This is a genomic window from Leeuwenhoekiella sp. A16 (genome assembly GCF_047946675.1).
Classification (GTDB): Bacteria; Bacteroidota; Bacteroidia; order Flavobacteriales; family Flavobacteriaceae; genus Leeuwenhoekiella.
In genome coordinates this window covers 1,181,065-1,194,743 of sequence record NZ_CP172313.1, presented here as the reverse complement: position 1 = coordinate 1,194,743, position 13,679 = coordinate 1,181,065, and the positions used below count along the sequence as shown (strand labels likewise).

Genomic DNA, 13,679 nt, shown 5'->3' with positions numbered 1-13,679 from the left:
TCTTCTTCCCTTGCTTATTTATTCCGTTTCCTTTTGAGCCAAGATTTTAGCTTCCGTTTGGTTTCTGCTCAAATATTGTTTAACCAAAAATTTTAACATTATGAAAAATACAACTGTAAAATCCGACATTTCATTGCAAGAAGCAGAAGAACATTATCAATTGAGTAGTGAAAATTACACTATTGAAAGTGCGGAGAGTCATTTAGCTTACTACAGAGAAAAGCATCCCCTTTACTACCAAGTATTAAGTAATGTTTAATCTGAAAATCAGAAAGAACCTTTTGTAGAATGAGATAACTACTCACCAAAGTAATATTAACCTTTTATTGAATACGAATTTCATAACCCGTTCAGCACATTCCCCTGCATTTCGCGAAAAGCTACATTGCGGGAAAAGAGCTTCTCTAAATAGGTCTTGGACACCATCCCCAATTTCTACTTTCCATTCCGCTAACCCGATCCGCTGCGCTGGAGCGGAACGCTTCATTCCCAATCCAAAATCGTGAACGGAGTCCGCCAAATCGGAATTCCATTTAATCATTTGGTGCCACTTCCTATGTTATTGTACTTCACAAAGTCTTTAGAAATACTTCCGCACCCTCGCTGCCCTAACCTTTTTTTGCCAGCAAAATACCAACATTTTGAACTTGAACAGACTGCATAAACCGTTACGCTGCGCTTCACTTTTTATAAGTCCTTATCATTTCAAAATCTTGAAACTGTATCAGCAACAAAAAAAGGTAACAGCGAGGGCGCTATGGGAAGTAAATCTAAAATAAAACTTATGAAATCTTACAAAAACATACAAAGGGAAGCGACACCAAAAAAAACAAAAAAGGAAAACGCTCAAGATATAATAAGTAAATCACTTCAAAAAAATATAAACGCAAACTGTCTGAATGGTTCAGATAGCATTTTAATTAATCTTTAAATATTTTATTATGAGTACTTTAAAAAATCACGTACAGTTAATCGGAAACGTTGGACAAGAGCCAACAATCACGAACCTTGAAAGCGGAAAAAAAGTAGCCCGTTTTTCAATCGCAACAAACGAGTATTACAAGGATGCCAAAGGCGAAAAGCAAACCGAAACTAATTGGCATACCGTTGTAGCTTGGGGCAAGACTGCCGAAATTATTAAAAAATATGTTGATAAAGGCAAGGAAGTAGGTGTTACGGGAAAACTGAAATCCCGAAGCTACGAGGATAAAGAGGGTATCAAGCGATATGTTACCGAAATCGAAGCAAATGAAATCCTTTTGCTTGGAAGCAAAAATGATAAGTAATCATTGAAATTTTAGAGGGCGTACCTCTCAAACGTTGCGCCCTTTTTTTATTAATAATCTTTAAAACTTTTATTATGAAAACTATTAAAAATCACGTTCAGTTAATTGGAAACATTGGGCAAGACCCACAGGTTACAAATCTTGAAAATGGAAAAATTGTGGCGCAGTTCTCAATGGCTACAAATGAAAATTACGAAGACTCAAAAGGGCAGAAGCAATCGGAAACCCATTGGCATAGTATTGTGGCTTGGGGAAAACTTGCTTCAATCATTGAGAAATATGCAGTAGTAGGAAAACAAATTGCCATTGCGGGCAAATTGGCGCAACGCTCTTATGAAACCAAGGAAGGCGAAAAACGATACTATACCGAAGTTGTAGCAAGAGAAATTCTTTTGCTCGGGTCTAAAAATGGTAAGTAACCATAAAAATCCAAGAGGGCACAGATACCAGTTTTCAATTAGTTCGTGCCCTCTTTTAATTATTCACTTAAAATAAATGAACAATGAAAGCACAAGTTAACGAAATCAAAGAAGGATTGCAACATTTTCACGGAACGGAAATGTTCTATCAAATCCCATTATTAAGAACACGTTTTACGGACGGACTAAAATATCTTGCTAATGTGGCAGATTGTTTTTGGCTCATTACGGACACTTCCGTGATTGCAAAAAGTCTGATGAACCGAAGCGAATTTATAACCATAGACTTCAAAAGATTGCCCGAAGAAAAACAGGATTATTCGGGTTATGAAGCCGAGATAATTTACAGCGATGGCAATGATAATATTTTGGAAAAACACGGTTATCGGGCAACCGATTTTCCACTCGATGAACTGCGGTTATTTTTTGTAAATGATACGCTGATGTTACCAAGCGAATACTAAATTTTAAAGCTATGGTTTATCTGAATTTTACAGACTTGAGCGAGGAAACTCAAAACCGTCTTTTGGAAGATTCCAAAAAGGATGTGGAACGAAAATTTGGCGATGATATTCGCAAATACGTAAGAGAAAATTATACCTGTTTTGAAACGATGATAGAGGAAGAAGCATTGCGAAATTTATATTCCTATACGTTTATTTTCAACATCTAATTTTCTAAACTTTATAGTCAAGCACCTCTAAATTTTTGGAGGTGTTTTTGTATGCAATTAATTTCAAGTCGAGAAAAAAGCGTATCTTTATTTCGCTGAAATTCAGCACACATAAATTCATATAGTTATCCCATTTTTAACTTTCGCTGGTAGCTGTATCCATCTATATTTTACATATTGGAATTTCCGAATTCCTAAAAGGGCAATTGGCTTTTTAGCCAGATTGTATGAAATTTTTGTCACGCTTTGGCGTGACGAAAAGGAATAGCAAGAGGGTAACGGGCAGAGCCACGTTACATATTCCTTTTAGCGCATAAACCATTGAATTTCAAGTAATTGAAAATTAATGGATTATATAAGTTTCTTCGATTTGCGTCAAATGCCCCCAAACAGCTTGTAAATAGGGATGGATTTACGTCAAACACACAAAAAAGCGAAAGAAAATGGATTCATTCATCACTATCAGGTTCAAAAGGAAAACCGCCAAACGTTTTCAAGAATTTTCAAAAAAGCACTTCAAGACGCATACCGAAACGATGGAAGCTATACTTGATTTTTTCTTCTACAACGAGATATCGCCAAAAGAAAAATTAGGTCCGACAGGGCGAACCATCGAAGCCAAACTATTAAAAAGAATCAATGCCGTAATCGCTATAATGAGGGACGTTGAAAAGACCCAAACCAAGCCTACAGTTGCAATGATTCAATCTCTATTTGAGACAGAACAGCCAAGCAAAAAACCTTTGATAGTGGAAAAGAAATATGCCGAAGAAAAAAAGGAAGTACGCTTTCGAGAAAAGCAAAATCTTAATAACGACCTCTAAAATTTTAAGCTATGTATATAACAATTACACCCCAAAAAATGGGTGGCAATTATTCTAAAAGTTCGGCTGATTTTGTGGGTTATCTGGAGAAGGAAAACCAAGGACTGGAACAGCAGGATATGGAGCATTTTTTTAATCAAAATGGCGACGAGATTTCAGCAGAGGAAGTGGTCAGGGAAATTGATGGCAATACGGCAAAACTCGAAAAGCACGAGCCACGGTTTTATTCCATTACCGTAAGCCCTTCAAAATACGAACTAAAACGGTTGCAAAACCATAGTAAAGATTTGCAAAAATATACCCGGGAGATTATGAAGGATTATGTGGCTTCATTCAACCGTGAAATAAATGGGCGACCGGTCAATATCGATGATATAAAATACTACGCAAAAATTGAACACCAAAGAACCTTTAAAGGAACAGATAAACAGGTGCAGGAAAACCAGCCTTTTGCCACAAAAATACTTCAATTAAAAACTGAAGTCCGAAATGTGCAAGAGGGGCGAGCAGAAGGAAATGTGAAAAAATTGGAAAAAGAAATCGGGAAACTAGAAAGAGAAGCACCGCACCAACAGAACGGAAAACGAATAGTACAAGGAATGCCAAAAGCAGGAGACCAAAGCCATATACATATTATCGTTAGCCGCAAGGATGCATCAAACCGATTCAGTTTGTCACCTGGAAGTAAATATAAAGCTTCCGACGTTGAATTAAATGGTAAAACGGTAAAACGGGGATTTGATAGAGATGGGTTTTTTGAGAAAGCAGAAAAGACTTTTGATAAGACTTTTGGCTATCAAAGGAACTTCGCTGAAACTTATAAGGCAAGAAAGGATTTCATTAAGAATCCGAAAATCTATTTTGCATCATTGATGAAACTGCCCACCAATGAAAAAGCATTAGCGTTCAAAATAATGGAAAAAAGTGGCATTCCTATGATGCCGAGTATTCCTGTTACGAAGGTACAATTGGCGATGAAAATTTTTAATAGGCTACGACGTGGTGCAGAGGTGGCCATTAAATCAAGTTCCATAGGAATCTAATTTAAAATTATGCAAATGGACAATCTCGTAACGGTACTTTTTATTATTGGTTTGGCCAGTAGTGTTTTTTATGGAATATTTCGGATAAGCAGATATGCATTTGTCGTCAATTTTCTATTGATTGGTGCTTTTGTGTATTATTTAAATGAACAATTACCATTGTTTCAAATAGCACTTTATTTGGTTTGTCCTCTGACATTAATTAATATAGGAATGTATGTATTCTTGCATAAAACGGACGAGCCTAAAAGTGGAAATGCCAAATATCAAGTCAATTTTGCCACCACGAAAGGAAATTTTAAACTGGATAACATCAAACGAGGTGCATCCATAATAGGTTCTGCCGGAAGTGGAAAGACCGAGAGTGTTGTGTATGGATTCCTGAAACACTTTCAAAAAGAAGGATTTTGCGGAATTATTCACGATTACAAAGATTTTGAACTGACCGAAATGGCTTATCCACTCTTTAAGGATGGCGATATCCCATTTAAGGTCATTTCCTTTGATAAAATCATACATAGGGTAAATCCTATTGCGCCACGCTATTTAGAGAACGAGGAAAGCGTAAATGAGGTTTCAAGGGTGTTAATTGAAAACCTTCTGGAACAAAGGGAATCAGGAACAACTGGAACTACAAAATTTTTTAATGATGCTGCGGAAGGCTTGATTGGTGGATTGATTTGGAAATTAAAAACTACCTATCCACAATTCTGTACCCTTCCACACTTGATTGCCATTTATCAATATCTGGATACAGAAAGCCTTATCCAGTTTTTGGAAACCAATACCACATCGAGGGCAATGGCGGATGCATTTATTAGCGGAAAGGATTCCGAAAGGCAAACTGCAGGTGTGAAAAGCACCTTGGCAAATGCGCTTAAAAGAATCAGCACCCAACGGATTTTTATGGCATTGTCTGCGGATGAAGTACCACTCAATATAAATAGTCCTGAAAATCCTACCGTGATTTCGGTTGTGAACAATCCCAAATTTGAAACTTCGTATTCGCCTGTAATCGCCACCATTATCCATACCATTACAAAACAAATGAGTGTGCGCAATGCAAACCCTTCATTTCTTATGATGGAAGAAGCCCCCACTATTCGTCTTTTGAATATGCACCGCATCCCAGCAACCCTGCGGAGCTATAACATTTCTACGATTTACGTAATGCAGGACAAAATCCAAAACGATATGATGTATGGCGATAAGGCAAGCAAGGCAATTTTGAGCAATCTTTCCTATCAGTTTTTTGGCAAGGTCAACGACCCAGATACAGCCAAATACTATGAACGCTTTTTTGAGATTATCAAAGACCCAACAAAAAGTATAAGTCGTGGGCATAACTTGGATTTTGATACACGTATTACTACAGGCGAAAAGGAAATCCCGAAATTAGAGCAGATGTGTTTTTCAGATTAAAACAGGGCGAGTTTATCACGTATGCTGATGGGAAAGATAAGAAGGTGCAGTTTAAATTGGCCAACATAAAAAGAGAGTTTCCAAAAGAATCGAAGCAATATTCTCAGGCGGATTTGGAGGCTAATTTTGAGAGGATTTTTGAGGAAGCGAGGTCTATATTTGAATAGTAAGGAAAAAAGACCTCACTTTCTTCGTTAACCTAAATATCATTGAGCTTTTCTGCATCTATATTGAGAAAAAGGATGGAATGAATCATCTATAGTATTCCAAAAACCGTATCATTAAAACTTATTCGCCGATTAATTCATTACTATCTGACTATAGTCAAATAGTAGATGGTAAACATAAAATGATTCTTTTCCCCCAAAATTTTTTGTGTGAACTGAACTGTAGGTATTTTGAAAAAAACTGTGAAAACTTTGGAATTTTAAATATTGAAGAGTATTGATTTCTATATCTTTTTTTAAAATACTATTGGCTTTTGTCATTACTTTGTGATGGTCTATATTCAAATTCTCAATGAAGGCTATTTGTCCCTCAAAAGGAAGCCTTAAATTGGTGTGATTTCTATTTGCTACTTTTCTAATGTCACCTATATAAGCTTTTGTGTCCGATAAAATTCTGATTCGTTTACATTCTATTGCAAAATAGACCTGATTATTTTTGGACATCCATTCGCTTTGAAGTCCTAATCTATCCACGTATATATCAATTTTATCGGGTTTCTGTTTAGAATCAACAAGGTCTATATATCTTTCTTGGGTTTCAGCAGCAAAATGAATATCTTCTAATTTTGAGATTTTATCTTTTAATAGGTGTTTTTTAACGTTGAGATAATTATCTACTAAATCAAATTTCAAATAGTCCTCAAATGATAATGTACTATTCTCTTTGACTGCATTAATAGAGTATGGATTTTTTGTTTTTTCCTTTAGACAAATCCCGTAACATTCGCATACGTAAGAAATTATTTGCTGTATTCTTTTATTAGTTATAGAAAAAGTATTTTTCCTATGTTGTATGAATTGGGATGCATCAGAAATCATTAACTTCATTACTTAAGTCATTAAACTCTGCTTGCTCAATAGTGTTTCTAAATTCTGCTGCGTCATACCAAGCGATGGCGCGATGCCAACATTTATACTCATTTGGTTTAATTATATAAAATGAATTATTTTCAAATCCCTTAATGTCCTTTTGTAGATACAAGTTTTTTAGAGGATCACGCGTATTTGTAATTTGAGATATACTTAAATTGTCTGCCAACCTTTGCAATACTTCTTTTTCATCAAATTTATCTTTTGGGTATATAATTTTTTCTTCCGGTTCTACATTTAAAAGAACAAAGTTCATTGCAATGAAATAATCTAAAATGTAAATCTCTATTTGAATAAATTCATCCTCGTAAAGGTTCCCAATTTCATTTAGGTAAACTTCTGCATATTTTTGTAGAACGAAATCTTGGTTTCTGTAATGATTAAAATTAAAGTGAGTGAAATCCGTAACCAAATCTTGCTTGCTTTCTTGGAATTGGTATCTCGAGACATTAAGGGCATAATCTATTAAATCTTTTTCATAGTCTTTAATTTCGTAAATTTCAGCAATTAACCCATTTATTTTTAAGAAAATCTTGTCATCAAATTCAGGCTCTCCTAGATTAAAATCTGAATAATGCTTTCGGAAAGAATTCAAAAATTCATCTACCAATTTAATAAGCTCCTCATTCAATGAATTATCTGGCTTATTAAAAGGAATGTTCAAAAATTCGTCTACAAATCGAATAGCGGGCCTTGTACCAACACCCCAAGCGCTCGCAATTAAAAACATATAATAAGTAGCCATTTCTGAAATCAATAAACCATAAATAGGCTTGATTATATTTTTATTAAATGAAGAGATTGCAAAAGTACCCTTTCTAAATACCGAGTCCGATTCGCAATAAGAAATGACTGGTTTATTCCAATTCTTACTCTGCTCCTTTAATAGAATTTTACTCCCTTTAAAAATCTCTATTTTTCTCCCTCTTGAGAGTTTGACATCTGCTTCTCCTAAAGTTTTGGCCTTATTTACCTGTGTATAGTATTCATTTATTTCACTATTTTCAACTATTGGCAGTCCAATTAAGTTTGGATATGGTTTTGCATCCAGCCCCCTTTCTATACCAGCTCCTTTGAAAGTAGTTTTCTCATCTATTAAATCTAATATTTTTAATGTATTTTGAGACTCTAACCTTTTTATAAATCCAAAATCTAAAATATTTCCATATAATGCGACTTTAAACATCCAATCATTTTCAACAAAATGTTTTTGAGCAATTTTCTTGTTGTCGTATTTTTCAATGACCAACATTTTAAAATACTTTAAAAATGAGTTCACCTTTATACTCAAATGTTCGACAGAATTTTCGAGATGATTTTCACTTTTCGCTTGGCGATAAAAGACTATCGAAGTTGGGCTCTCTTGCTGCTCGAAAAGAGATTGTTTGACAGCTGATAAATCTAAAAACTTATTTAAGCAGAAGGAAGTTAAAAATTTATGCTTAAATTCTCTGGTTGTAGTTGAAACATTATAAAAAACGGTGCTGGTTACTATTAAGGCTGTAACAGTATCAACTTGCATAAAATCATTCGAACGCAATAAAAAGGATTGTGCAATTTCTAATTTGCCCTTAATTTTTTTGCTATAAGTATTACTGGAATTGACCCATTCTAAGTGTTTATACGATTTATCTTTTTTCCAAGGCGGATTTCCTAAAATAAAATTAGGTTTTTGTCCTATAACAATCTCGTTGAATTTGTGGTCAAGATCAAAAAAATCTGCTTCAAATAAATTTTCTCCTAAGAAATTCGGGAAAGGATATTTTTCTATATCCTTTGGATTTTGGTAATCTAAGAGAGCGATATATATTGAAAAGCAAGTTACTTTTAAAGCCTCCGGATTAATATCAATACCAAAAAGATTGTTTTTAGCTATATTCCTGATAGATGTACTGAAATCCTTATTGTTCTCTTTGCCATTTAAGTTAATTTCTTTTTCAATCATCTTTCTTAAAGACTGGACTAAAAATATTCCAGAACCCACCGCAACCTCAAAAATCTTGCAGGAAGATGTATGACTGTTTTCTAAATACTTATCTATGGTATCATTTAAAATATATTCCACCAAAAAAGGAGGTGTATATACCGCAGCATCTAACTTTCTTTTTTCCTCATCAATTAATGACTCATAAATACCAGAAATTACTTCTACAGGAATAATTGAAAAGTCAAATATGTGAAAATAATATCCATCAAACAAGGTTCCTTGTTCTTGGACTTCTCCTTTAAAAACATCTGCTAGAAATTGAGATTGGCTTGAGGTTAATTTTATATCGAATTCTTTAAATAGAACCCCATTGAAATTTTTATTTAACTTAATAAACAAGCTGTCCAATTTGGCAGGATCCTGAATTATTTTACTAAAGCTAAATCTTTTCTCATCAATGCTATTTCCTGTGATTTCATCATCGTCAATTTTAACCCCTCTATCAATCAAATAACGAATAAAAATTAATCGGAGGATTAAGGAATTTGCTTCGTTTTCAGTAAGTCCATCAGGCTTACTTATTAAAATTTGTCTAACAGAGCTTATATTTTGAAACAATCGATCATTTACCCGTTTCCGAAAATTATTTTTCTTTGTATTTTCGAAATATTCATATTGCAACCATTTCCAAGTAAGTCCGCTTTGTAAATTCCAAAAAGAAAATTTTGATTGTCTTTCCTCTGCATTTAAGGGAATTTCTTCCAGAGTTCTTTCTTTTTTATGGTAATTAAGAGCATTGTAAACTTTTACATCTTGATTTTTAACAATAAAAATCACAGGCGAATTGTCAAACGACCATACTTGTTTATGAATATCTAATTCACGAGTTGACAGATGATTTTCATCAAGATAAAAAAAAAGCAATAAGGGTTGCTGATTAAAAACGTAATAAGCATCAGGATTAATTATTTCTAATTTCTGCTTAACTTCAGGGGCAAATCCATCATAGGAAATACCATCTGCTCTATCCATAAAATAGACAGCTCGGTGCTCAATTAGCCCTAATTGATTTAATATGTTATTTAATGGCTCGATTAGAAATCAAAAATTTATTTACACAAAAATAGAAGTTTTAATAGACCATCCATAAGATAAATTGTATTTGTTTTGTCAAGCGGAACAGAATGATGTTTTATTTAAGCCACATAAATTCCGAAAATAGTCTGTTTATCTTAAAAAGGCCCTTTATCCCTCGGTCCATTATGGGTTACCTTCCATTGGCCATCTTTTTGAACCAGTTTAAAAACACCCGGTTTTGGGTCATAAGCTGTTGCATATTTTACCCAAGCCACCTCGCCATCCATAGCCTCATCCACCACTTTAAAATTAGCTTCTGAATCTTTATCTTCAGTAAACATTGCTTGAATGCTTGAAAGGTTTGCATAGCCTTCCGAAGTGGTAAATTTTTTCAAGGTAGCTTCATCACCTTGATAAAAACTTTCGGCAACAACTTTAGCGGTTTCAGAAGGGGAAAGGTTCTTTTTTTCTGAACACGAGAAGAACAACAATACGAGCGAGCAAATGACTAAATTTTTCATAACGTTACTAATTTGGGTTATTGATATAACTATGTGATATTTTCAGTTCAATATTACGTTCGCCATCTTTTTCGTGCAGTTCAAAAATTGCTCTGCGGTCATTGGATAGCGAAAACTTCGGCAAGACATAAACAAACCGAACCGTTTCGTTTTCTGTGATTTTAGAAGGCATATTATGTTTGAAAATCGGTTCTTGATACAGTCGTTGTAACGATTTCTTTTTCCCCTTCTGTCTTGTTTCAACAGAGAGTTTTAAGAAATTCAAATCATAATCCAACGTAGAATTATTCTCAATCTGGATAACGAAGTAGAGTTCTTCCTTATCAAAAACAATATTCTCAACACTCAAAACGATACCTTCATTTCGCTTTTTAATTCGACCTATACGCTGGTTTCTGTTAAGAAGATACGAGCAGAATTTTTGATAGTAATATGTTCTATTATCTACACGTTCTTCAGAGGATTCAGCAAGAATAGAATCGACTTTAATCGGTTTCTCATTCCCTATACTATTGGATAACGAAATGAAATAATTGAGCTTAGACAGCTGTTTTTTATATCTTACAATATACGAAAAAATTGAACCATTTCTATTGACTACCAGTAGATTACTTTCTTTACCAGGCTTTGCTTGTAGAAGTCCAAAATACTGTTCTTTTTCACGATTGTAGGTAAAAACAAAATTATCTGAACCGGTTATACCTTGCCGAATAGGTTCAGGGAAGAATAATGCAACGTTTTTGGTGTCGTTAGCATATATGGTATCGAGGATTGTAGTTGTTTGCGCTTTCGCGAAAGCGAAACTTAAAACAAGAGTGGAAATTATGATATACTTTTTCATAAGAATGTGTTTTTAAATGCCCATTATGGGCTCATAATTTAGGTTTTAGAATTAATTTATAATTATTCAATACCGTAACTTTTACGTTTCGGTTGTTACGTCTGAGTACTTTGGATATACCACCAACTTGTGGTACGGTTGGAATGTTGATGTCGCCAATAATATCGTCCAAGACTTCGGTGGTGGCTTCAGCTCTAAAATTGTTCTCGACATAAATGCCCTCACTACCATCTGACAAATCGAATGCTTTGAGTTTAGTAGGATGATGTTTAATGTTCTCAATATCTATCAATGCACGGTTGGGCTGAAAGCTTATAAAACCAAAAATTGGTGTGTTTTTAGGCATCTGCTTACCGTTTATTGTTGCAGGTTTGGTAAGGCGCATTCGTAATCTGGTATTTACTTTCACAACTTGGTCGCCATCGACAACTACATATATGGTTTCATCAGTATTACCGATGATTGAAAACTCGTTGGGTTTTGGCGATGCGGCAAAGAACAATTGATGTTCTAAGCCTAATTCTTTGGCTTCAATTTTTTGTTCTCTTTTTACTTCAGTAGAATCAATTTTTGATACCGCTTTGCGAACAGTTCTTTTATGTCCTAAGTTTTGGTATCGTTTCGATGAATATTGAATTTTGCCAGCTTCATAGATGCTATCTACAATACGCTCTTTTTCGCGTTCTGGTAAATCTGGGTCGTAGAATCCCAAGGAATCAATCAGTTTTTCATCATAGATGCTCGGTGCATTGTTTTCACGTACTTCCTTTAAATCATTGATGGCATCCAGTTTGGAATCGTATTCTTTTTGATTTTCTTCCAAATCGGGTATCAAGGTCTGTTCAAGGTTTTCATTTTCACTTTCATCATCGCCCATAACCATTATAGAGTATGATATCAGGAAAATGAAGATTACTGCCAAAACCGCTGCAAATACTATTTTGTTCTTTTCTACTCTCATCTGTTGATATTTATTTGTTTTTAAAGGTCAGATGTAATTCGCCAACCAATATTTCGATTAGTATCAAAAACAGTTATGGCTCATTTCATAATCGTGGTTTATAAATGCCGATTATCGGCTCAATTTTCATTGTTAAGTTTTTTTAAGGTGTTTTCAAAATAATCGGTTATCAATAATCCGTGTGGATTGTTTGGGAAGTTCCGATTGACCATTATGAGGTTTCCAGTTGAAACCAGTTCGTAGGTGTCAATAATGGAACCTCTATTGATTTCAAAAATGGTGGTCGTAGTGAAACTATATGAACCATTATTTTCAATTATCTTTGAATCAATACTCAACACTTTCTGAACCAAGGAATATTGCAACAATCGGTTATAAACACCATCCGCTTTCTTTTGGCGATAAAGGTTGTCAACTGAACTATTGCCCAACCAAAGCGCTTTTTCCAAATTACGTTCATAGTTGCTCGCATCGATATTGTAGAAATAGTTATGGAATAGTTCTAAATGTGCCAAAGCTTCAACCCTGAAATTTTCTTTTTGGGTAACGAGTTTAAGCGGAATTATACTACCGTCGGTATTGATGGCAAAGGCACTGTTTATCGCACTTTTATGAGTAGTAAATGCCATCCAAACGGAAAATGTGCTAGCCAAAAAGGCACATACCACGACTGCTAAAACGATAAACCTATTCAACTTTAGGACATTGTAAATATTCTTATAAGGTGTTTTCATTTCGATTGGATTAATTGGTAAATAGCCTTAATGTGAAAGATGTTGCACGTCTGTATAGTTTAAATTTCAGAAATACGATAAAGCCAACCGAACCAAGCTGTACAACAGGAGCGAAGAATCCTTCGCCCACATCGGTGCCAAAAAGATTATTCCAAAAGTTTGTGTCTATTTCCGTGTAGAGTGCATTTACAAAAACGTTGACCAGAAAAAAAGCAGGAACGAGCATATAGACCGCTGCATACAATTTGAAAAAATTATAGGCGAGCGAACGGAATTTTTCGAATACTGCCAGACTGATGATTAATGGAAAAAATGCCTGCATAATTCCCAAAAGGAAAAAGCGTTCAGCCAAAAACAACGGATAAATAAAAAGGTCAAGAATCCAAAGGAAGATACCGATGATGAATGAAAATATCTTGAATCCATAGAGCGGTGTAACCAATGCTTCGTAAAGCAATGTCATTGCGTTTTTTGCAGCATCAATAAGGCTTACATCTTCTTCAATGGGAATATCCTGCATTTGTAAAGGCAATAATGTTGGTGCAGTACCTCGATACTGACCTTCGATAGCAACCAAAATACCATCGAAGAAACCTAAAACCTGTGTAGAGAAAATGACCAAGAGAATGACCGCAAAATTCTTGGCCAATTCGCCCGGACTCAATCCCCAAGTGTAACCGTCTTTGTCTGCAATACCCTCATTGTATTTTTTAAGAATGTTGACCAGAAAAAACAGAACAGCAAGTGTTTTCATCCCTGCAATAGTGTATTGCGAGAAGTTGCTGCTCTGTATGGTCTGGAACACCGCATCTATGTATTCCAACCCAATCCCTAAAAGTATAGTTGCGGTCATT

Annotated in this window: 14 protein-coding genes and 1 pseudogene; 8 read left to right on the top strand and 7 right to left on the bottom strand. The window is 34.8% G+C overall.

Features of this window, described 5'->3' with window-relative positions; translation table 11 throughout:
• Positions 1-100 precede the first annotated feature (100 nt).
• The 8 genes and pseudogenes from ACH3O9_RS05095 (at position 101) to ACH3O9_RS05060 (ending at position 5,834) form a co-directional block, all read left to right on the top strand.
• Complete coding sequence (locus ACH3O9_RS05095; RefSeq protein WP_164076249.1) at positions 101-259, top strand: hypothetical protein; 159 nt, start codon at positions 101-103, stop codon at positions 257-259.
• A 682-nt stretch (positions 260-941) separates the two neighbouring features.
• Entirely contained in the window at positions 942-1,286 is a 345-nt protein-coding gene (locus tag ACH3O9_RS05090; RefSeq protein ID WP_031427446.1) for a single-stranded DNA-binding protein, read from the top strand.
• 74 nt (positions 1,287-1,360) lie between these two features.
• On the top strand, positions 1,361-1,705 hold the full coding sequence (locus tag ACH3O9_RS05085) for a single-stranded DNA-binding protein (RefSeq protein WP_031427447.1): 345 nt from the start codon (positions 1,361-1,363) through the stop codon (positions 1,703-1,705).
• Positions 1,706-1,788: 83 nt separating this feature from the next.
• On the top strand, positions 1,789-2,169 hold the full coding sequence (locus ACH3O9_RS05080) for a DUF6876 family protein (RefSeq protein WP_031427448.1): 381 nt from the start codon (positions 1,789-1,791) through the stop codon (positions 2,167-2,169).
• Positions 2,170-2,180: 11 nt separating this feature from the next.
• Positions 2,181-2,378 carry a hypothetical protein gene (locus ACH3O9_RS05075; protein WP_031427449.1) on the top strand — a complete coding sequence of 66 codons (198 nt, stop codon included), beginning with the start codon at positions 2,181-2,183 and terminating at the stop codon, positions 2,376-2,378.
• A 443-nt stretch (positions 2,379-2,821) separates the two neighbouring features.
• The gene (locus ACH3O9_RS05070) at positions 2,822-3,202 is read left to right on the top strand and encodes a BfmA/BtgA family mobilization protein (RefSeq protein ID WP_034886781.1); all 381 of its coding nucleotides are present in this window, start codon (positions 2,822-2,824) and stop codon (positions 3,200-3,202) included.
• 11 nt (positions 3,203-3,213) lie between these two features.
• A complete protein-coding gene (gene mobB / locus ACH3O9_RS05065) occupies positions 3,214-4,245 on the top strand; it encodes a MobB family relaxase (protein WP_034886784.1) in 1,032 nt (343 codons plus the stop codon).
• Positions 4,246-4,254: 9 nt separating this feature from the next.
• Positions 4,255-5,834: pseudogene (locus ACH3O9_RS05060) on the top strand (type IV secretory system conjugative DNA transfer family protein).
• 132 nt (positions 5,835-5,966) lie between these two features.
• Here ACH3O9_RS05060 and ACH3O9_RS05055 read toward each other — a convergent pair.
• From ACH3O9_RS05055 to ACH3O9_RS05025, 7 genes are all read right to left on the bottom strand, one after another.
• A complete protein-coding gene (locus ACH3O9_RS05055) occupies positions 5,967-6,722 on the bottom strand; it encodes a hypothetical protein (protein ID WP_031427453.1) in 756 nt (251 codons plus the stop codon).
• Positions 6,703-9,723 carry an Eco57I restriction-modification methylase domain-containing protein gene (locus tag ACH3O9_RS05050; protein WP_081868416.1) on the bottom strand — a complete coding sequence of 1,007 codons (3,021 nt, stop codon included), beginning with the start codon at positions 9,721-9,723 and terminating at the stop codon, positions 6,703-6,705. Before ACH3O9_RS05050 ends, ACH3O9_RS05055 begins: the two co-directional genes overlap by 20 nt.
• A gap of 200 nt (positions 9,724-9,923) precedes the next feature.
• Positions 9,924-10,289 carry a hypothetical protein gene (locus ACH3O9_RS05045; protein ID WP_031427455.1) on the bottom strand — a complete coding sequence of 122 codons (366 nt, stop codon included), beginning with the start codon at positions 10,287-10,289 and terminating at the stop codon, positions 9,924-9,926.
• A 7-nt stretch (positions 10,290-10,296) separates the two neighbouring features.
• The gene (locus ACH3O9_RS05040) at positions 10,297-11,130 is read right to left on the bottom strand and encodes a DUF4138 domain-containing protein (protein ID WP_034886790.1); all 834 of its coding nucleotides are present in this window, start codon (positions 11,128-11,130) and stop codon (positions 10,297-10,299) included.
• Positions 11,131-11,161: 31 nt separating this feature from the next.
• Positions 11,162-12,091 (bottom strand): conjugative transposon protein TraM, encoded by a 930-nt coding sequence (gene traM / locus ACH3O9_RS05035; RefSeq protein ID WP_031427457.1) that lies wholly within the window; start codon positions 12,089-12,091, stop codon positions 11,162-11,164.
• A gap of 119 nt (positions 12,092-12,210) precedes the next feature.
• Positions 12,211-12,825 carry a conjugal transfer protein TraK gene (locus tag ACH3O9_RS05030; protein WP_031427458.1) on the bottom strand — a complete coding sequence of 205 codons (615 nt, stop codon included), beginning with the start codon at positions 12,823-12,825 and terminating at the stop codon, positions 12,211-12,213.
• 10 nt (positions 12,826-12,835) lie between these two features.
• Positions 12,836-13,678 (bottom strand): hypothetical protein, encoded by an 843-nt coding sequence (locus ACH3O9_RS05025; protein WP_031427459.1) that lies wholly within the window; start codon positions 13,676-13,678, stop codon positions 12,836-12,838.
• Position 13,679: the final 1 nt, after the last annotated feature.